The 17,234-nt window shown below is 52.6% G+C and carries 23 protein-coding genes; 5 read left to right on the top strand and 18 right to left on the bottom strand.

Annotated elements, in window-relative coordinates; genetic code table 11:
- Positions 1-244: hypothetical protein (locus tag ACE38U_RS21280; protein WP_375530497.1), on the top strand; the 244-nt coding region annotated here is incomplete at its 5' end.
- Between the two features lie 105 nt (positions 245-349).
- Here the strand turns inward: ACE38U_RS21280 and ACE38U_RS21275 are convergent.
- From ACE38U_RS21275 to flgB, 12 genes are read right to left on the bottom strand one after another with little or no spacing between them, the layout of a single operon-like run.
- On the bottom strand, positions 350-1,357 hold the full coding sequence (locus ACE38U_RS21275; RefSeq protein ID WP_375530496.1) for a hypothetical protein: 1,008 nt from the start codon (positions 1,355-1,357) through the stop codon (positions 350-352).
- 2 nt (positions 1,358-1,359) lie between these two features.
- Complete coding sequence (gene flgL, locus ACE38U_RS21270; RefSeq protein ID WP_071842937.1) at positions 1,360-2,277, bottom strand: flagellar hook-associated protein FlgL; 918 nt, start codon at positions 2,275-2,277, stop codon at positions 1,360-1,362.
- Positions 2,278-2,297: 20 nt separating this feature from the next.
- The gene (gene flgK / locus ACE38U_RS21265; protein WP_038474841.1) at positions 2,298-3,668 is read right to left on the bottom strand and encodes a flagellar hook-associated protein FlgK; all 1,371 of its coding nucleotides are present in this window, start codon (positions 3,666-3,668) and stop codon (positions 2,298-2,300) included.
- A gap of 3 nt (positions 3,669-3,671) precedes the next feature.
- Positions 3,672-4,061 (bottom strand): rod-binding protein, encoded by a 390-nt coding sequence (locus ACE38U_RS21260; protein WP_038474843.1) that lies wholly within the window; start codon positions 4,059-4,061, stop codon positions 3,672-3,674.
- Positions 4,062-4,070: 9 nt separating this feature from the next.
- Positions 4,071-5,162, bottom strand: coding sequence for a flagellar basal body P-ring protein FlgI (locus ACE38U_RS21255; protein ID WP_144244090.1), 1,092 nt, complete (start codon positions 5,160-5,162; stop codon positions 4,071-4,073).
- A 12-nt stretch (positions 5,163-5,174) separates the two neighbouring features.
- Positions 5,175-5,840 (bottom strand): flagellar basal body L-ring protein FlgH, encoded by a 666-nt coding sequence (gene flgH, locus ACE38U_RS21250; RefSeq protein ID WP_038474847.1) that lies wholly within the window; start codon positions 5,838-5,840, stop codon positions 5,175-5,177.
- A 27-nt stretch (positions 5,841-5,867) separates the two neighbouring features.
- Positions 5,868-6,653: a flagellar basal-body rod protein FlgG gene (flgG, locus tag ACE38U_RS21245; RefSeq protein WP_038474849.1), complete on the bottom strand. Its 786-nt coding sequence runs from the start codon at positions 6,651-6,653 to the stop codon at positions 5,868-5,870.
- An 18-nt stretch (positions 6,654-6,671) separates the two neighbouring features.
- Positions 6,672-7,403 carry a flagellar basal-body rod protein FlgF gene (locus ACE38U_RS21240; protein ID WP_375530495.1) on the bottom strand — a complete coding sequence of 244 codons (732 nt, stop codon included), beginning with the start codon at positions 7,401-7,403 and terminating at the stop codon, positions 6,672-6,674.
- Positions 7,403-8,596, bottom strand: coding sequence for a flagellar hook protein FlgE (gene flgE, locus ACE38U_RS21235; protein WP_176982999.1), 1,194 nt, complete (start codon positions 8,594-8,596; stop codon positions 7,403-7,405). Before flgE ends, ACE38U_RS21240 begins: the two co-directional genes overlap by 1 nt.
- 35 nt (positions 8,597-8,631) lie before the next feature.
- A complete protein-coding gene (flgD, locus tag ACE38U_RS21230; protein ID WP_038474855.1) occupies positions 8,632-9,306 on the bottom strand; it encodes a flagellar hook assembly protein FlgD in 675 nt (224 codons plus the stop codon).
- 2 nt (positions 9,307-9,308) lie between these two features.
- A complete protein-coding gene (gene flgC, locus ACE38U_RS21225) occupies positions 9,309-9,734 on the bottom strand; it encodes a flagellar basal body rod protein FlgC (protein WP_038474857.1) in 426 nt (141 codons plus the stop codon).
- A gap of 22 nt (positions 9,735-9,756) precedes the next feature.
- Entirely contained in the window at positions 9,757-10,107 is a 351-nt protein-coding gene (gene flgB, locus ACE38U_RS21220) for a flagellar biosynthesis protein FlgB (protein ID WP_038474859.1), read from the bottom strand.
- 87 nt (positions 10,108-10,194) lie between these two features.
- Between flgB and flgA the strand changes: the two genes are divergently transcribed.
- From flgA to ACE38U_RS21200, 4 genes are all read left to right on the top strand, one after another.
- Positions 10,195-10,710, top strand: coding sequence for a flagellar basal body P-ring formation chaperone FlgA (gene flgA / locus ACE38U_RS21215; RefSeq protein ID WP_052048979.1), 516 nt, complete (start codon positions 10,195-10,197; stop codon positions 10,708-10,710).
- Positions 10,711-10,848: 138 nt separating this feature from the next.
- A complete protein-coding gene (flgM, locus tag ACE38U_RS21210; RefSeq protein WP_375530494.1) occupies positions 10,849-11,121 on the top strand; it encodes a flagellar biosynthesis anti-sigma factor FlgM in 273 nt (90 codons plus the stop codon).
- Between the two features lie 3 nt (positions 11,122-11,124).
- A complete protein-coding gene (gene flgN, locus ACE38U_RS21205; protein ID WP_375530493.1) occupies positions 11,125-11,562 on the top strand; it encodes a flagellar export chaperone FlgN in 438 nt (145 codons plus the stop codon).
- 56 nt (positions 11,563-11,618) lie between these two features.
- A complete protein-coding gene (locus tag ACE38U_RS21200) occupies positions 11,619-12,656 on the top strand; it encodes a glycosyltransferase family 2 protein (protein ID WP_375530492.1) in 1,038 nt (345 codons plus the stop codon).
- Positions 12,657-12,702: 46 nt separating this feature from the next.
- Here the strand turns inward: ACE38U_RS21200 and ACE38U_RS21195 are convergent, their stop codons facing one another.
- Genes ACE38U_RS21195 through ACE38U_RS21170 form a run of 6 tightly spaced genes read right to left on the bottom strand, consistent with a single transcriptional unit; the run spans position 12,703 to position 17,231 of the window.
- A complete protein-coding gene (locus tag ACE38U_RS21195) occupies positions 12,703-13,452 on the bottom strand; it encodes an aspartate/glutamate racemase family protein (protein ID WP_375530491.1) in 750 nt (249 codons plus the stop codon).
- A complete protein-coding gene (locus tag ACE38U_RS21190; protein WP_375530490.1) occupies positions 13,445-14,149 on the bottom strand; it encodes a class I SAM-dependent methyltransferase in 705 nt (234 codons plus the stop codon). The genes ACE38U_RS21195 and ACE38U_RS21190 overlap by 8 nt, the downstream gene beginning before the upstream one ends.
- A 15-nt stretch (positions 14,150-14,164) precedes the next feature.
- Positions 14,165-15,397 (bottom strand): DUF711 family protein, encoded by a 1,233-nt coding sequence (locus ACE38U_RS21185; RefSeq protein WP_375530489.1) that lies wholly within the window; start codon positions 15,395-15,397, stop codon positions 14,165-14,167.
- A complete protein-coding gene (locus tag ACE38U_RS21180; RefSeq protein ID WP_375530488.1) occupies positions 15,394-16,071 on the bottom strand; it encodes an NTP transferase domain-containing protein in 678 nt (225 codons plus the stop codon). Before ACE38U_RS21180 ends, ACE38U_RS21185 begins: the two co-directional genes overlap by 4 nt.
- Positions 16,061-16,450: a ParB N-terminal domain-containing protein gene (locus ACE38U_RS21175; RefSeq protein WP_176983007.1), complete on the bottom strand. Its 390-nt coding sequence runs from the start codon at positions 16,448-16,450 to the stop codon at positions 16,061-16,063. Before ACE38U_RS21175 ends, ACE38U_RS21180 begins: the two co-directional genes overlap by 11 nt.
- A complete protein-coding gene (locus ACE38U_RS21170) occupies positions 16,440-17,231 on the bottom strand; it encodes a phosphocholine cytidylyltransferase family protein (RefSeq protein WP_375530487.1) in 792 nt (263 codons plus the stop codon). The genes ACE38U_RS21175 and ACE38U_RS21170 overlap by 11 nt, the downstream gene beginning before the upstream one ends.
- Positions 17,232-17,234: the final 3 nt, after the last annotated feature.

Raw genomic sequence — 17,234 nt, 5'->3', positions numbered from 1 at the left:
CCCGGCTCTCATCGCCCCCGGTTATGACCCAACTCAGGCGGGGTTGAGCTGCCGGGAGCAGCGAAAGAGAGCGATCGTCGGGAACGAATCGCGAACGACCCCGAATGTTTGGGTGATAGCCGGTGGGTTTACCGCTTCAGCGGCGATGAGCTCGCCGGGCGCCGGGGCTGTCCGGGGGATGGCGTTATCCCCCGGACACGTTCACCGTTTTCGGAACGTGCAGGGGAAACAAATGTACGGGTGAACGGAATAACTGCGGCTCGAAAAATATCTCCAGGAAGATTCGAAAGGAAAATGTGACTAAGAGACAACGCCTTTCCAAGGAGAGGGTCGGAGTGAGAGCCCCACCCTATCCGAGTAAATTCTTCACCGTTGCTAGCTGCACGTTCGCCTGCGCGCCCAGCGCACGGTTAAGCGTGGAAAAACTGTCACCGCTTTTTTCCAGCACGTTGCCCAGCGCCCGCGCCGTTTCCTGCGCCTGCTGTGGGCTATACGGCGTGGCCATCTCATCAATACGGGAGCGAACGCGATCCTGATGCGCTCGCAGCTTGCCGCGCTGCATCGTTATCTGCTCCAGCGCCTGCTGCAGGCGTAATTGCCCGTCGCGGCTGCTGTCCGGACGCGCCGCCAGCTGCAGCAAATCTTCCTGCTGAGCTGTCTCAGGCTGAGCCGACAGCATGGTAAACGAATCTGACGGGAAATTATGCCCTTCACCACGCACGCTAAGCTGCTGGCTGACCTGCTCCCAGCGGGACTCATCGACGCTGAAATTCACCTGCCCGCTTCTGTCGAGGCTGGCGTGAATGCCCATCCGGCCCAGGCCAACGTTAAGACGAGTCAACACGGTACGAGGCGATCCTTCTGCGGGCAAGGCAACGGCGGCCAGCTCTCGCTTTGTGCCGCCTAGCATAAAGATCAGCGTTTCTCCGCCCGGCGCGCTCAGGACCTTCTCGCTGCCCGGCAAAGTGAAATTCACCTGCGACTGACTCTGCAGACGGACGTTGAACTGGCGGTCAACCGTCCCGCCGGAAAGCTGGGTTCGGCGCGCCAGCAGGCGTTCCAGTCCGGCAGCCTGCTCCTGGCCTTTTCCCTGGCTCGCCGCATGGCGCAGCTGCAGAAGCTGCGTTTCAGTGCTGGAAAGATAGCTGTCCGCCTGCTGAACCGCCGTCAGCTGCTGGTTAAGCTGAACGTTGTAGCGGAGTGGACGAGTAGACAACAGCGCCGCTTCAGGAAACGGGCTGCGGGATGACGTCTTCTCTTCCACCTGACGGCGCTGCACGGACTGCGGAGCATTGATATTGCCGCGGCTAAGCGCGGCGGCCTGGGAAGATGTTGTAGTGGCTAAACCAACCTGCATGGTTACATCACGCTAAACAGTGAGAGCTTACTGATCATGCTGTAAGCCTGGTTGGAAATCTGTACAGAATTCATATACAGCTGAAGGTTTACCGTCGCCGTAGCGGGGTCGCTGAAAGAGAGATCGCGTACCACCTGGTCGTTTGCCGCGCTGACGTCGGTATGCGCGTTGCTCAGCAGGGTTAAGCGGTTTTGTCGTCCCCCCACGTCGGTAAAGATCGCCGACACGTTATCCCGCGTGGCTTTGGCGGAATCCAGCATATCGGTGACCTCACTCTTATAATCCGCCGCCGGAATAGCCGGATCCTGCATTTTCTGCGACAGCGCTTTCAGCTTATTCAGCATGTCCAGATCGTCACTGCCGGAAGAGAAGGCGCTGGCAACGTTGGTGTTTTCCTTAATGTTTACGCCGTTCGCCACGGTCGTCTCGCGCGTGCCGTCGTTACCGGCAAACACAAAGGTCTTCGCCGCTGCATCCCACTGCACCGGTTTCGTGCCGGTTTTCGTACCGGAAAACAGATAGCTGCCGTTTTCATTTTGCGCATTCATCGACGCCACCAGCGAGTCCAGCATCGACTCAAGCTCTGCGCCGTAGCTCGCCATATCCTGCTGGCTGTTGGTGTCGTTGGCGGCGGCAAGCAGTTTGTCGTTCAGCGCCAGCAGCTGGTCGTTCATTGCCTGCAGGTGAGACTCCTGGCTTGCCAGCGTCCCGCTGATGCTGGTGATATTGCTCTGATATTGCTCAATTGCCGACTGCTCGCGGTTCAACTGCACCAGGCGGCTGGCGGCCACCGGGTCGTCCGACGGCACGTTAATTCGCTTCTGCGTAGAGAGCTGCTGCATCAGCTTGCTGATGCTCTCGCTGTTTTTGCCCAGCTGGCTGAGCATCTGCGAGGAGTTGTAAAGGCTACTGATTCGCATAGTGTTTATCTTAATCCTCGTTAGAACAGGTTAAGCAGATCGCTGAAGATCTGGTCGCCCGTGGCGATCACTTTCAGGTTGGCCTGGTAGGACTGCATGTAAATCTGCAGGTTGATCGCCTCTTCGTCCTCGTTGACCGCGCTGAGGTTGTCGCGCTGGTTCTGAGCCTGACTGGCCACTGCAATAGCGGCTTCCTGTTCGGTTTTGTTCTGCCGGCTGGCAATCCCGATGCGGGAAATAATCGCCGCAGCGCCCTCGTTGAGGCTCATGTTGCCCAGGCCGCCAATGTTCGTTTTGCTGTTTTTCAGGTCGATAAGAAGCTGCAGGTTATCGCCGTTGCCGGGCTCGCCCGCCGCGCCGGACAGCGCAATCTCATCGGGCTTCAGGTCGGTCACCTGCAGCATGCCCGCGCTGTTACTCGGGTCAAAAACAAACAGCGGCTTGCCCGGATTACCGTTGAGATCAAACCCCTGAGCCAGCTGATTGTTAAACAGATCTGCGACCGCTTCAGCCATGCCCTGAATCGCGCCCTGCATCTCTTTCAGCGTGGTCGTTTCATAGTCGTAGAGCGCGCCAAGCTGGCCGCCCGTTGAAGGATTGAGGCTGAATTCGCTGGTGGAAAACTTCAGGCTGAGGGTGCTGTTGCCGTTGGCATCCACGCCCGCTTTCATTTCACCTGCCGTTTTGCCGCTAACCAGCGGCTGCCCGCCCTTCAGGGCCACGGTGTAGCTCCCGCTGCCGTCTTCGGTAACCTTCACGTCCGCCAGCTCGCTGAGTTTTTTCACCAGCTCGTCACGCTGATCGCGAAGCACGCTGCTGTTGCCGCCGGTAGACTCCAGTTCGATGATTTTCTGGTTGTAGCTGGCAATACCGGAGCTTAGCGAGTTGATGCTTTCCACCGCCGCGTTACGCTGGGTGGAGAGTGAATTTTTCTGGCTAGTGATAAAGTCATTCATGCTGTTAAAACGCGTGGCCAGGGAGCTGGCCTGGTTTAACAGCTGCTGGCGCAGCGCCGGAGATTCTGGCTGCGTGGTCATCGCGCTCAGGGCGCCAAAAAACTCATCCAGCCCGTTACCCAGGCTTGTAGAATCGGTGCCAATCACCTCTTCCAGGGCACCAAGATACTGCTGTCCCGAAGTGAAATAGCTGGCCTTGGTGTTCGTCTGCCAGACCTGGTTCACCAGATACTGGTTGGAGATGCGGCGAATGCTGTCCACCTGCACGCCGTTTCCGGCGGACAGGCCAACCTGGCCCATCGGCCCAATAGCACTTTGCAGCATCCCCTGGCGGCTATAGCCGGGCGTCAGCAGGTTAGCGATGTTCATCGAGGTGACGCTCATCCCCGTCTGGGCAGCCTGAATGCCGCTGTAGGCAATATTAATGATGCTCATGTTTTATGACTCCTGACCGCGACGCATCACGGGGATGACCGGGGTAGCTAATTCCGAGGGCTGCTGCGGTAAAGCGGCACTTTTTGCCTCAGCCTTAACTCCGGCGGGTACCAGCTGGGCAATAATCATCCCGGCAATGCCGGTGCTGCGCTGCGAAGCCAGCTCGGAGGCCAGCCGATCGTCGTAAAAATCTCGCATCATGCGCTGCTGCTTGCTGTTGAAAGGGCTGTCCTCGGCGGCCATCGCATCAGAGGCTTTGCGCATCTGCTGCATCATCGAGCGCAGAAACATCGCTTCAAACTGCTCGGCAGCCTGTTCAACATTTTGCGGTTTTACCTGCCCGGTCATATCGCCGGGCAGGACGGTTTGCTGCCGGTTAATCGGATTGATCATTTGGGTTCCTTAAATCACCACCAGCTCGGCATCCAGCGCACCGGCTTCATGCAGCGCCTGCAGAATCGCCATCGTGTCATCCGGCGCTGCGCCCAGGCTGTTAATGGTGCTCACGATGCTGCGAAGGCTGGTGCCCGCAGGAATGGTGACCATCTGGCCGCGCCCGCGATTCACGCTGACGTCACTTTCCGGCGTGACCACGGTACGCCCCTGGCTGAACGCGCCAGGCTGGCTGACGTTGCTGCTTTCACGGATGGTGACCGTCAGGTTGCCGTGAGAAACGGCGGCGGCCCGGACCACTACGCCATCACCGATAACCACGGTGCCGGTGCGAGCGTTAAATACTACGCGCGGAGGCTGTTTCCCGGCGTTTACCTGCACGTCTTCCAGCATCGACATAAACCTGACGCGCTCGCCCGGATCCATCGGCGCACGCACCGCCACGTTGGTCGCGCTTTGTGCGGTAGCCGTATTCGCCCCAAAGGTGCTGTTCAGCGCTACCGCCACGTTATTGGCAGTTTTAAAGCTTGGACGCTTGAGGTTAAGCATCACCTGGCTGTTGTCCTGAAAATCGGTTGGGATCTCGCGTTCGATAGAGCCGCCGTTCGGCACGCGCCCTACCGTAGGCGTATTCACGGTGACGCTGGAGCCGCTGTTTCCTTCCGCCTTCACGCCGCCAACGACCACGTTGCCCTGCGCCAGCGCATAGACTTCGCCGTCGGCCCCCCGGAGCTGAGTGAGCAGCAGCGTGCCGCCGCGCAGGCTCTTTGCGTCGCCAATCGAAGAAACGGTGACGTCAATCGACTGCCCGCGTGCATAGCCCGGCGGCAGCGTGGCGCTGATGGCAACCGCCGCAACGTTTTTCACCTTCGGGTCGATTTTAGTCGGCAGCTGCACGCCAAACTGGCGCAGCATGTTGGTCACCGACTGGCTGGTAAATTTCACCTGGTTTTTATCGCCGGAGCCATCAAGGCCGACCACCAGGCTATAGCCCACCAGCTGGTTGCCGCGCACACCCTGGATATCCACGATGTTGCCCAGCGTCTCAGCCAGCGAGCAGGTGCTCCACAGGAGCGTGAGGAAAAGCGCTACGTTACGCATCATCGGCTCCGGTTAGATAGGGAACAGCGGGTGGTTGAAGATACGCGTCAGCCAGCCCGCCGCGTTCGAGTCGCTCAGCGCCCCACGGCCCGCATACGAAATACGTGCATTGGCGATGCGCTGGGAAGAAACGGTGTTATCACGCTCGACGTCATCGGCACGGATCAGGCCCGTGACGCGCATGTACTCGTCGCCCTGGTTAAGGGTGAGCCATTTTTCGCCACGCACCGCCAGCACGCCGTTGGGCAGCACTTTAAACACCGCGACGGTAATCGAACCGCGCAGGCTATTTTGCTGCTGGGAGCTGGCGTTGCCGTTGAAGTTACGCTCGCCGTCGACCGATCCGCTAAGCTTGTCGACCGAGTGGCCGAACGCCTGCGGCACGCCGATCGTGACGTCGTTTTTCTTACCGAAGTTGGTTCGCGCTTGCTTACTGGCCTGGGTAGACTCATCGAGACGTACGGTCAGGATATCCCCCACGCGATAGGCGCGGCGGTCCTGGGTCAGCGACCAGTTATAGCCGCCGTTGTAGACGCCACCGCCCTGCACCGCCGTATCCGGCATAACAAAATCTTCCGGCGGCGCGAAGGCCGCATCGTCTTTATGCACCAGCAAAGCCGGGCTTTCGCACCCGGCCAGCATCAAGGCCAGTAAACCGATAACACACTGCTTTTTCATGACTCTCTTCACTTCATTGACCCATCATCACATCGTCTGGGTGACAAACTTGAGCATATCGTCGGCGGCAGACACCATTTTGGCGTTCATTTCGTAGGCGCGCTGGACGGTAATCATGTCCACCATCTCCTCGACGACCTGCACGTTAGACCCTTCAAGCGATCCCTGCTCGAGCTGGCCAAACGCCTCTTCACCGGGGATGCCTTCCACCGCTTCACCGCTGGCGGTAGTTTCGCGGTAAAGGTTGCCGCCCACCGCTTCCAGGCCGGCCGGATTGACGAAGTTCACCAGGGTAATCTGCCCCAGCTCAACCGGATCGGTTTCGCCACCAACCAGCGCCATCACCGTGCCGTCTTTGGCAATCTGAAGCTCTTTGGTATTGGCCGGCAGCTCAATTTGCGGCACCAGCGGCAGGCCAGCGGCGTTGGTGATCACCCCTTCCTGATTGCGCTGCAGGTTTCCAGCGCGGGTATAGGCGATTTCACCATCCGGCGTTTCCACCTGGAAGAATCCCTGGCCGGTGATAGCCACGTCCAGATCCTGTCCGGTGTTCTGGATGCTGCCGGTGGAGAACTCTTTCTGCGTACCGACGATTTTCACGCCGCTGCCGAACTGAATGCCGGTCGGCGCGGTGTTGTTCTGATCGAGCTGGCCGCCGGGTGCACGCTGGTTCTGATAAAACAGATCCGAGAACATCACGCGGTCGCGCTTAAACCCGGAGGTATTCACGTTGGCGAGGTTGTTGGAAATCGCGCCCATTTTGGCGTCCTGCGCCGCGAGCCCGGTTTTACTTATCCATAAAGCTGGATTCATCGTTCGTTATCCTTGTAATCAACTGCCGCGCAGCAGGCGATTGCCCGCCGTGGCCAGATCTTCCGCCGCTTTCATCATCTTGATCTGAGCTTCGAACTGACGGTTCAGCGCAATGCTCGACACCATCTCGCTGATGGCCGAAACGTTGGCGCTTTCCAGGTGCCCGGAGGCCACCATGACTTCTTCGTTGCGCGGATTGTTCAGCGCGTTCGTGACGAGGAACCCGGCGCTGTTTTTCTGCAGCTGTCCGGCAGGAATATCCACCAGCTTGAGGCGATCGATTTCCACCGGTATGGCAGGGCCGCCGTCGTCCGGCACAATGCTTATCACCCCGTCCTGGGCAATAGAGATTTGTGAAAATGGCGGCAGCACGATAGGTCCGCCGTCCCCTTCCACCGGCAGGCCGTTAATCGTCAGGTCGCCTTCCGGGCCAACGTCGATTTGCCCGTTGCGGGTATAGACTTCGCGATTACCGCTGCTGAGGGCTATCAGGCCGCTCCCGCGCAGGGCAACGTCGAGGTCACGGCCGGTCTGCTTCATCGCACCCGGCGTCATATCAACCCCGCCGTTGGTCGGCTGCACCAGATAGCGCGAGTCATACCCCGCGCCTTCAATCTGCTGCGCCAGAGCGCTTTCCAGATCGCTGCGAAATCCCTGGGTATTCACGTTCGCCAGGTTGTTGGCGTGGATCTGCTGCTGGGACAGGCTGCGGTTTGCGCCGCTGACGGCGGTGTAAATTAAGTGATCCATTACACGGCCTGGAACAGCGCGTTCATCATGCTGTCGTTGGTGCTGATAACCTTAGTGTTGGCCTGGTAATTACGCTGGGCGCTCATCAGCCCAACCAGTTCCGAGGTCAAATCAACGTTTGAGGCTTCCAGCGCACCGGCTTTAATGGCACCCAACAGGCCGCTGCCTGGCGCTCCGGTCAGCGGGGTTCCGGAAGCTGCGGTCTGCATCCAGGTGGTGCCATCCTGCGCGGCCAGGCCGTTAGGGTTAGCAAAGTTGGCTAAAATCAGCTGTCCCTGAAGCATGCGCTCGCCGTTGGAGAACGTGGCATACACCGAGCCATCTTCATCGATCTGCTGGCCGGTTTTCGAGCCGGAGGCATAGCCGTTGCCCTTGTTTTTGCTGACCGAGAAATCAGAGCCATACTGCGTGGTGCCGGTGTAGTTCAGGTCAACGGACAACGGCTGCGCGCCAGGAATATCAATGGTCAGATCCACGGCTCCATTGGGCGAACTCAAAATGCCCTGATCGCTGAAGGTCAAGGTTTGGCTCGCCGGATTGGTCATCGGCTGGTCGTCCATGTAGTAATGCACTTCCCAGGTGTTTTCGTCAGTTTTTACGAAATACTGGTTGATGGTGTGCTCGCGACCCAGCGAGTCATAGACCTGCGTCGCGTAGGTGTTGTTGTAGGAAGTGTTGTCTTTAGGATCGAAATTAGCCGTAACGGGCTTCTCCGCGCGGGCATCAAGGTTAGCGGTAAAATCTAAACCATCGGTAGGCTTCGCGGCGATCGAGCCGTTGCTGATGGTTAAATTGCCAACGCTGCCCACCTGCAGCACGCCGTTCGCGTCAACCGGGTAACCCTGCAGGTTCATGCCGGAACTGTTGATCAGATTACCGTTGCTGTCGGTGCCGAAATAGCCCGCACGGGTATAGGCCGTGGTGCCGGCAGTGTCGCGCACCACGAAGAAACCATTGCCGGAGATAGCCAGATCCAGGCCATTACCGGTGGCATTGATAGCCCCGCCACGGCTGATGCTCTGGGTCATGCCGGTCACCCCCACGCCGAGCGGCTGGCTTTGGGCGTACAGGGCAGCAAACTCCGCCCGGCCGGACTTAAACCCTACGGTGCCGGAGTTCGCGATGTTGTTAGAGATCGCATTCAGCTGTTCGGTGATGGCGTTAAGGCCGGAGGTCGCAATACTAAAGCTCATATCATGTCTTCCTGATTATTTCTGCTGGTCCTGACTCATGCCTTGCCGGCAGGGGCAGATTGTCCAAATTGGGTGATGTAGTTGTAGGCAATTTCGCCCAGGCCCGAAATGTTGAGCATGGTCGGGCTGCCGTCCAGCGGGATGCGCACGTTATTGACGATGCCGCCAATTTCGACCGGAACTTTTTCTTCCCCGGTGTCGGTCACCACGCTAAGCGTGTATTTCCCTTCCGCCAGCCCCAGCGCTTCAGGGTCGATAGCAAAATCCACCTGCCCGGCTTCCTGTTTGCCCAGCTCAATTTTCTGCTCGGTGCCGGCGGAATCCTTGACGATAACGGTAACCACGCCGGCAGCATGTTCCAGCGTCAGGCGGCCATTCACGGTCGTGGCGCCGTCGGAGGTAAAGCTGTCGCTCTGCACCATCACCTTCTGCCCGACCAGATTGCCGGTGCTCAGCGTTTGCAGGTTGTCCATCAGTACCGAGTTGTTGGCCATCAGCCTGGACATGGTTTCCATCGACTGCACCTGGGTCAGCTGCGCCAGCTGGCCGACATATTCGGTGCCGTCCGTCGGGTTGAGCGGATCCTGGTTCTGGATTTGCGCGACCAGCAGCTGCATAAACAGGCCGTTCATGCCCGCCGCGCTGCCGTTATTTGCCACGCCGCCGTCGCCGTTGGCGCTCAAGTTACTGGTGTCGTTATTCACGTTCATTTTCACACTTCTCCAAGGCGCAGCAGGCTTTGCTGCATGCTTTTCACGCTGTTAAGTACGTCAACGCTGGTTTCAAAACTGCGTGAGGCCGACATCATGTCCGCCATCTCTTCCACCACGTTCACGTCCGGGTAATAGACGTAGCCGCGGTCGTCGGCCATCGGGTGATTAGGTTCATAACGCTGCACCGCGTTACCGGTTTCCACCACGTCCATGACCTGCACTCTTGCCCCGGTCAGCGCCCGGTTGCCCATCAGCTCATCGTTTTGATAAACCGAGGCGAATACCGGGCGGCGTGCCTTGTAGACGCCATTCTCAGTCGCCGAGGGTGAGTCGGCGTTCGCCATGTTGCTGGCGATGGTGTTCAGGCGAACGGTCTGCGCCGTCATAGCCGAGCCTGAAACACGATAGATATTGTTAAATGCCATTTTGCATGGTTACCTGAGTTCGTTATTTCCCTTCGATAGCCTTTTTCAGGCCAACAAACTTCATGTTCAGAAACGCCAGGCTTGCCTGGTAGTCCTGCACATTTTTCGAAAACTCAGCCTGCTCCACGTCTAAGGCGACGGTGTTGCCATCGGAAGAAGGCTGATACGGCACGCGATATTTTTCCTGCGGCGAAGGGTCAGTTGAAAAACTCCACGCTGAACGTTGCATCTCCGCGGCAAAATCAATATCTTTAGCCTGGAAGTTTGGGGTGTCGACGTTAGCCAGGTTGGCGGATAGCAGCTCTGCTCGGGAAAGTCGAAGTGCTACTGCCTGCGGATGAACACCCAATGCTTTGTCAAAAGAAATACTCACAGCCCACATCCTCGTGATGAAAAACAACGGCAAAAAAATCGCTAACACATCCTTGTTTAGCAATTACCATGCCAGAGTTATAACATCATGAATTCAAAGATTTTTACCAGATTCAACAGCGATAAAGGGAAACCCGGTTTCCGCTTCTCCTTCCGCCTTGCTGCCGTGTTGGGTTTGCTGATACTGCCTCCGACGCTGCTCGCCGCGGAACAAAACGTCGTGGTCGCCAAAAGCGCGCTTGATCGCGGCCATGTTCTGACCCAGGCGGATATTCAGCTCAAAGCTCTCCAGGCTTCGGGCACCCGTGGCGGCTACCTGACCAACCCCAAAGAAGCCATCGGCATGACGCTGAAGCGGCGCCTGCGCGCTGACCAGCCGATTACCCGCGCGCACCTTGACGCCCCGGTGCTGGTTGAACGCGGCCAGCGCGTGCTGATGGTTGCCCTGCAGGACGGCATTGAAGCGAGAACCGTAGGCGAAGCGATGAAAAAGGGCCGCAAAGGCGAAATGATTAAGGTGAAGAACGAAAGCAGCCAGCGGGTAGTCAGCGCCGTGGTTGCCGACGCGGGCGTGGTGCGCATGCTCAACGCCGCTACAAAATAATTTTAATTATGCGATTAAAGTTTCGCTGTTGTCGGGTCGCTTTACACCGGTAAGGGAATGGGAAAGAAGCTTTCCTCCCCCGTGGAATCACCTTGCACTCAATAAAAAACAGAACCACCGAGCAACCGGAGAACAGCGATGAAAGTGAATACAACCCAGTACAGCCCTGCCATAACTGCGCTTAGCACCCACACCGCCGGGCAAACTCGCCCACAGGCCGAAGAAAGTGCAGGCAGCGAAAAAACTCGTCCGGTAGACCCGGTTCTGGGTGAGGCACAGCAGAACATGGCCGCGATGCCGGACGTTGATATGGCCCGCGTTGAAGCGATGAAAGAAGCCATCAGCGCAGGAAAAATCAGCATCAATCTGGATGAGTTGACCGGCGCGATGCAAAAATACTATCAGAGGTAGGTTATGAGTAATGCAGCCCAGGACGTGAAGCAGTTAATCGAAGATATGATTGCCGATCGTAAATACTACACCGAGCTTAACGCCCTCCTGGAGCAGCAGCGTCAGCTTATTGTTGGCCGCCGGTCGGCAGAACTGGATCAGCTTAACGGTAAGCTGATTCAGATTTATGAGCGCCTCGCCGCAAGCAGCCAGCAGCGATACGCCACGCTTGCTGGTCTCGGCGTTCCCGCAGGCCCGCAGGGCATAAAAGCCTTATTCTCTCGCCTGCCAGTTTCACATCAGGGCCAGGTCAGCGCGCTCTGGGAAGACCTTGAAACACAGGCCACCCGCTGCAAAACGGCCAATGAGGGGAATGGTTTGCTGCTGGGCATGCAGCAGGAGATTCTGGAAAACCTGGTGAACAGCAGCGAGCCGGAAAACTGGCTTTATCAGCAGGTTTAATCTATGGCTACGCAAAACACGACAGGCCTGCCAGGAAAACCAGGTGAAATAATGAAATGGAAAAGATAAGTATTATTGTTTCAGCCTATAATGCGAAGAAACACCTTCATGCGTGCCTCAGCTCCGTGCTTAATCAAACTTATGATAACTATGAAGTTATTATTATTAACGATGGTTCTACGGATACGACGGAACAAATCGGCAACGAATTTGTTCATGCCAACGATAAATTTACCTTAATCAATATTGAAAATGGGGGACCAGGCAAGGCCAGAAATAAAGGTCTCGATATCGCTCAGGGCGATTATATTCTATTTCTGGATTCGGACGATCGTCTGGTTCCGGGCTGCCTGGAAACTGCCGTTAAAGCCATTAAAAAAAACAACCTTGATATTATATTTTTCCATACACGCCTTGAATATACTTGTGCTTCACTACGCAATAATGATGTCGACAATTATTACCGCTATCCTGTTGAAACCATAAATTCACCTACAACAGCAGAGCGGTTTTACCGTCAGTGTATTATGTCACTATGTCAGTCAGGATTTGGTTATCCTGTCGTGGTTTGGGGCTATATTTTTGCACGTCAAAAATATCAGCAACAGCGCTTCACCCAGCACATTTATGAAGATGAATTTTTTACCACAATGCTACTTTTATCCGATCAGGATGCCAAAGTTAGCTGTCTGAAAAATAAATTGCATATTCATACTTTACACGTAGCGTCTTTAACTCAACAACCGCTAACGCAAGACAATATCTATACGATGGCCTGCGTCGCAACTGAATTAATACCACTCATCAATGTAATTGAAAACAAAAAAACTCGCCACTGCCTTGCCATTAATATAACAATATTAATCTTAAGCGCCATTAATAAAAACGATCGCCTTCTTCGTGATGCAATCAATCCAATGGAGTTAATCTTCTCACTTGTTCAGCATACTTTGTCAGAACAGAATCAGACTTTTACCACACCATTAGCCGAACTGATTATTATTGTCATTACAACCATTGCCGATCATTATCAGATCAGAGAAACACCAGAAGTCATCAATATCATTAAAATGATTCATCAATATAAAAATTAAGTTTTGCACAAACAGACTTCTTCACATTTCAAGAAGTCTGTTTGTATTATCTAAGCCGGTCCTTTCGAAAATTAATTTCCCTGAGTGCTGCACGCGCCAGCGCCTCATTTGAATCAATAACCTTTACGTCTTGCCACAAAGAATGGGTTTTAATTAAACTCAATTCTGTACACGCCAATATAATTGTATCAACACTTTGATTGCGCAGTACATTAATAAAATATTCAAGTTCAGCATATAGCGAATCTGTAATAGTCTGAGATACTTTCAACGCCGAAATACATTCATTAATTACAACCTGATGTTGACAGTTCAATACATGAACGCTGTGGCCCGCCGCAGTTAGCGCATGTTGATATAATCCGCTAAGAAGTAAATCTTTTGAACCTAATATTGCCACTCTTTTTTTAGAAGCAGAGAGACAACTTACCGTTTCGTTAATAATACTTAATACAGGGATCGTCGCATTCTCTCCCCAACCAGGGAAGAGAATATGTGCAGTATTACAGGGAACAACTGCAACGGTAGCACCTGATTTAGCCAACTCATTAATAGACTCAAAAATAAAAGGTGAAGGGTCTCGCTCTCCCAACTGCAAGTGCCGTCCCCGGCTGGGAATTTTACTGTTACTATCAACAATTACTCGAGGGTAATCCCAGTCTTTCTTAGCATCAATAAGCGAATAAACCTGTTGGCAAAAATTAAGCGTCGCCCAGGGAGCAACGCCAACAACACCAATTACACCTTCATTTCCGGGCCAGGTGACATCAGAATGCACAGGAACAATATTAACCATGACACTTACCAAAATAATACAAACGCAGCCGCGTTTCTGGATATTTATTCAAAACATGTCCTTCAGGAAACATATTTTCATCCTTGAGTGTTTCAAACCCTACCCTCTTGAAAACAGCCTTATACTCTTGAGCCGTACGGTAAAGTGCTGAGTATTCAGTTTGTAATAGTTCAGAGAACTGATTATTGATCTCATAGCGTTCAGCCAGGCCTGTACCATCTCGTAGCATAATGATAGTGTCGTCATGAACAACGTTTTTTAAATTACTGATTAACGTTTCTACCTGCCGATCGTTCAGGTAGACAAAAAGCCCAGAGATAAAGATAACATCGAACCGCTCATTACTGCGGAAGTCCTCAGCGCCAGAAACAATGAACTCAATGTTTTCAGCCTGCCGTGATTGCGCTTCAAGCCTGCCGATCTCAACCAGCGGCTCAGAATATTCGACGGCAACGATACGCGAAGCACCCTGTGCATGAAACCTGAATGTCCACTGGCCTACGCCAGCGCCAAGGTCCAGAATAGACTTCCCTTTTAAGGATGGCAGCCATGAGAAGACTTTCGCCGTTTCATCCTGAACTTTTATTTTCAACAGTTCAGGATCATGTTCCATATTCACAATGCTTTCAAACGGCAGCTTATTGTATAAAGCAGAACGGCTATCCCAAAACATTTTTACTTTACTTTCATTTAACATCACTTAATCCACACGTTAGTTTTTATATTTCCAGTTAGCAGCATGTTCGCAAAAATGCACATCTGTTTTATCAATATTTATGACGCGACTATTACAGAGAAAATCAAAGTTAAATTGCGTAAACTCATTAACTTCCTTTCCAGGTATCGGCAACAGACGTACACCCAGAGGTTTCTTTAATCGTACGGCTAGCGCGGAAGTATCCAATATAATCGCGGAAATATCCTCGACCAGCGTAGAGCCTGGAATGGGTATCATGTCCAATCCACATCCACACACCGTTGACCACGCATTAAGCGTGTCGATGCTTAATCGGCGACGATTATTAGCACTCGCTAATTCGTCATCCTCAAGTACGGAGAACATGACACCATTAAAACCCGTAGCTAAGGCGTTGCTGCGCTTAACAGCAGTTTTAATGCAGTTTGTCAGAATACTGGTCAGGAATAATGTTCCCTGACTCCCACTCGGACGCGCGCCCAGATTTGACAACAGTTTTCCGATGGAAATATCGCCATCCGGGAAAGGGGCCAGTGAAGCATCGAGACCGGCATATTCAACACCCGTTTTAGTGGCCAGCTCTCGAGCAAAAACATTTATCGCCTCTAAGCGTGCCTGTAAGTCATCAATAAACCGCTCCGCAAATATCTCGAGGGATATTTTTTTCTTCAGTACATCTTTACTAAGCTTTAAAGCCAAATCCGTCGTTTCCAACGCGAGGCTGAATTTAAACGTTTCCCCCTCATGGCGTGAAAACGGGAAAAAAGGGGCGTTTGGAGGACAGGCGCAGGAAGCCCCGACGCGGAAATTATCAAAACCATTGTTGCTTTTACGAGACACATTCTGAATAAAGCGTGCCGCATGGCGGCCAGCCTGAAGGCTAATCTGCGTTTCATCCGCCACCATAAGATTAACAAACATTTTAGAATGGCTAAAAAGTGCGGCAAAAGCCAAATCTAAACGCTGCGAGAAATGGGGGCTGCCAACCATATCAATGGGCAGACAAAACCAGCGGATCCCCTGTTGCTCGGCCATTCGACTGATTGATGCCAGTTTTGCCGGCAGCGCAAAAATATCGTTTTCCTGCGCCTCACGCAGAGTTTGAAGCGACATTCGAGTTGTACGCAAAGGCCAGTTTCGTTCTAAGAGCAAGGCCTGCACGCCGGTTTGAAAGGTTTGAAGTACTGACCCGATATCAATGGCAGAAGCATTATTACTGGGAACGCCGAGGGTGATCGCTCGAATCATTTTGCTAAAGCTTCCTTCATCAGTCTCAAATAGTCGGCCGCGCTGTTAATTTCTTTAAAATAATTCCGACCAACATCATGAGCGTAAACTAAAGTCTCTTCGGTACAAGGTAAAGCCTGTGCAACAAATAGATTACTGTGACATAAACATCTATTTCTCCATTCGCCGAGCAGTTTTTCATCCGATAGTTTAAACAACCCCATCGCTTCGGGATGACTGACGGAACGTATAGGCCCTTGATACGTTTCGATTATTTTTTCTTGCTGACCCATTGCACAGTGAATAGAACTTAGCATACGGTTATCACGATTCTGCGTTAGAACAATATTATTCTTTCCGTTATCCATCTCGCTAATTAGTTCACGATTAAAAAACATATCACCTGACACCACATAAGTGGGATCAATATTCTCTAACAGAGCAAGACCAAGACTCATGGCATTATTTGTTGTCGCCCAATCTTCATTCAATACATAATTCAACTGCGGGTAGCGCTCCATAATCTTCAGCGCACCATACCCCACGACAACCGTAACTCTCTTACCAGCAAATGCCTCTATCGCATAATCGAGGATGGTTTTTCTGGTCACCGGATGCTTAATTAAAACTTTGTTTTTTCCATCTAATTGCAGGCTTCTTCCCGCTGCAAGAATAATTGCATTTTCAACCATCATATCCCAACTCCTGCAAAGTAAAACGGCAGGCCGGCATCGGGCTAACAAAATCGTGCTTTACTGTTTTGTATGGATAAATATCATTACGTAATGCTTTTTCGGTAACATCCTGCCAGTCAAACTGATACTTTTCACGCAAAGAACGCAGGGGCACCTCAGGGTAATCAAATTTCACTACCGGTACTCTTTTTAACCCCAGGCGTAACGCAACCTCCATTCGATGCTGTCCGTCCAGCACTAAATGATGGTTCAGATCCAGAGCTAAAGGTTTGATCCATACCCCTTCAGTTAAAATTTTATTACACAACCATTCAACGCGGCTTGCGCTGAACCGTTCAATATGTCGTAATAAATTTGGATCGCAAAAATTAATTTCCATTTTTTTTACCATTAACATAATTTGATATTAATTCGAGATAATCATCGCGGGCAGATTGATACTGTTCAGCCGTGTTAAAAGAACGTGCGTATAGTTGAGAAATATCTACAGTCACGCAGGGTAATTCCTGGCGGTGATGGACCCATGGCACCATATAATATTGTTGCAGGCCTTTCTTGAGCCAATTTTTTCTGAGGGAACGATCGCAATCCACTTCCTGGGGTGAAACACTAAGGATTCCGACCATTTTATACCAATTATCATATTTCTTATTGTAATGAGGCTGATAGGAAACTTGGGTAATCATTCCATCCGGCTCCTTTACCTCAACAATTCCGCCAGTCAATTCGGGACTATAGCGACCATGTGTAAGCCAGAAACTATGATTTGCTTTCTCATATTTTTTTATTCTATCCCAAGCATGAGGATCAAGTAGAATATCTGTTTCTATAATGGTATAGCCACGCTGTGGATATTTTAATGCTTCCACACCAAGTTCTACTGAAAGAATATTAACATCAGTTTCATAAAACTCATTATGCACAAAAGTAATATTATTTTTTGGATAACGATTGCGGACCCACTCTTCAATCTTATGTGCCTGATATCCGGTAACCAGCACCAATTCACGCCCGGTATCTCTCATCAACGGTGCCAGAAGTGTATCAATAACAGCAGACTCGCCGACAGGTAGTAAACATTTCGGGTAATTGTCCGTTAACCCACCCATTCTTTTTCCCTGCCCTGCAACCAGCAAAATAGCAGCTCGCTTTATCGGCATATC

The sequence above is a fragment of the Cedecea selenatireducens genome (assembly GCF_042138895.1).
GTDB lineage: Bacteria > Pseudomonadota > Gammaproteobacteria > Enterobacterales > Enterobacteriaceae > Cedecea > Cedecea selenatireducens.
This window is presented reverse-complemented; position numbering and strand designations above follow the sequence as displayed.

Excerpts from the sequence above, each read along its gene's own strand:
- ACE38U_RS21170 (WP_375530487.1), bottom strand. The coding sequence starts at position 17,231 with ATGCCGATAAAGCGAGCTGCTATTTTGCTGGTTGCAGGGCAGGGAAAA.
- flgN (WP_375530493.1), top strand. The coding sequence starts at position 11,125 with ATGAGTAATGCAGCCCAGGACGTGAAGCAGTTAATCGAAGATATGATT.
- flgL (WP_071842937.1), bottom strand. The coding sequence starts at position 2,277 with ATGCGAATCAGTAGCCTTTACAACTCCTCGCAGATGCTCAGCCAGCTG.
- ACE38U_RS21275 (WP_375530496.1), bottom strand. The coding sequence starts at position 1,357 with ATGCAGGTTGGTTTAGCCACTACAACATCTTCCCAGGCCGCCGCGCTT.
- flgE (WP_176982999.1), bottom strand. The coding sequence starts at position 8,596 with ATGAGCTTTAGTATTGCGACCTCCGGCCTTAACGCCATCACCGAACAG.
- ACE38U_RS21190 (WP_375530490.1), bottom strand. The coding sequence starts at position 14,149 with ATGTTAAATGAAAGTAAAGTAAAAATGTTTTGGGATAGCCGTTCTGCT.
- ACE38U_RS21175 (WP_176983007.1), bottom strand. The coding sequence starts at position 16,450 with ATGGAAATTAATTTTTGCGATCCAAATTTATTACGACATATTGAACGG.
- flgM (WP_375530494.1), top strand. The coding sequence starts at position 10,849 with ATGAAAGTGAATACAACCCAGTACAGCCCTGCCATAACTGCGCTTAGC.
- ACE38U_RS21260 (WP_038474843.1), bottom strand. The coding sequence starts at position 4,061 with ATGATCAATCCGATTAACCGGCAGCAAACCGTCCTGCCCGGCGATATG.
- flgD (WP_038474855.1), bottom strand. The coding sequence starts at position 9,306 with ATGAACGTGAATAACGACACCAGTAACTTGAGCGCCAACGGCGACGGC.
- flgK (WP_038474841.1), bottom strand. The coding sequence starts at position 3,668 with ATGAGCATCATTAATATTGCCTACAGCGGCATTCAGGCTGCCCAGACG.
- ACE38U_RS21200 (WP_375530492.1), top strand. The coding sequence starts at position 11,619 with ATGGAAAAGATAAGTATTATTGTTTCAGCCTATAATGCGAAGAAACAC.
- ACE38U_RS21185 (WP_375530489.1), bottom strand. The coding sequence starts at position 15,397 with ATGATTCGAGCGATCACCCTCGGCGTTCCCAGTAATAATGCTTCTGCC.
- flgG (WP_038474849.1), bottom strand. The coding sequence starts at position 6,653 with ATGAATCCAGCTTTATGGATAAGTAAAACCGGGCTCGCGGCGCAGGAC.
- flgA (WP_052048979.1), top strand. The coding sequence starts at position 10,195 with ATGAATTCAAAGATTTTTACCAGATTCAACAGCGATAAAGGGAAACCC.
- ACE38U_RS21240 (WP_375530495.1), bottom strand. The coding sequence starts at position 7,403 with ATGGATCACTTAATTTACACCGCCGTCAGCGGCGCAAACCGCAGCCTG.
- flgH (WP_038474847.1), bottom strand. The coding sequence starts at position 5,840 with ATGAAAAAGCAGTGTGTTATCGGTTTACTGGCCTTGATGCTGGCCGGG.
- ACE38U_RS21195 (WP_375530491.1), bottom strand. The coding sequence starts at position 13,452 with ATGGTTAATATTGTTCCTGTGCATTCTGATGTCACCTGGCCCGGAAAT.
- ACE38U_RS21255 (WP_144244090.1), bottom strand. The coding sequence starts at position 5,162 with ATGCGTAACGTAGCGCTTTTCCTCACGCTCCTGTGGAGCACCTGCTCG.
- ACE38U_RS21180 (WP_375530488.1), bottom strand. The coding sequence starts at position 16,071 with ATGATGGTTGAAAATGCAATTATTCTTGCAGCGGGAAGAAGCCTGCAA.
- flgC (WP_038474857.1), bottom strand. The coding sequence starts at position 9,734 with ATGGCATTTAACAATATCTATCGTGTTTCAGGCTCGGCTATGACGGCG.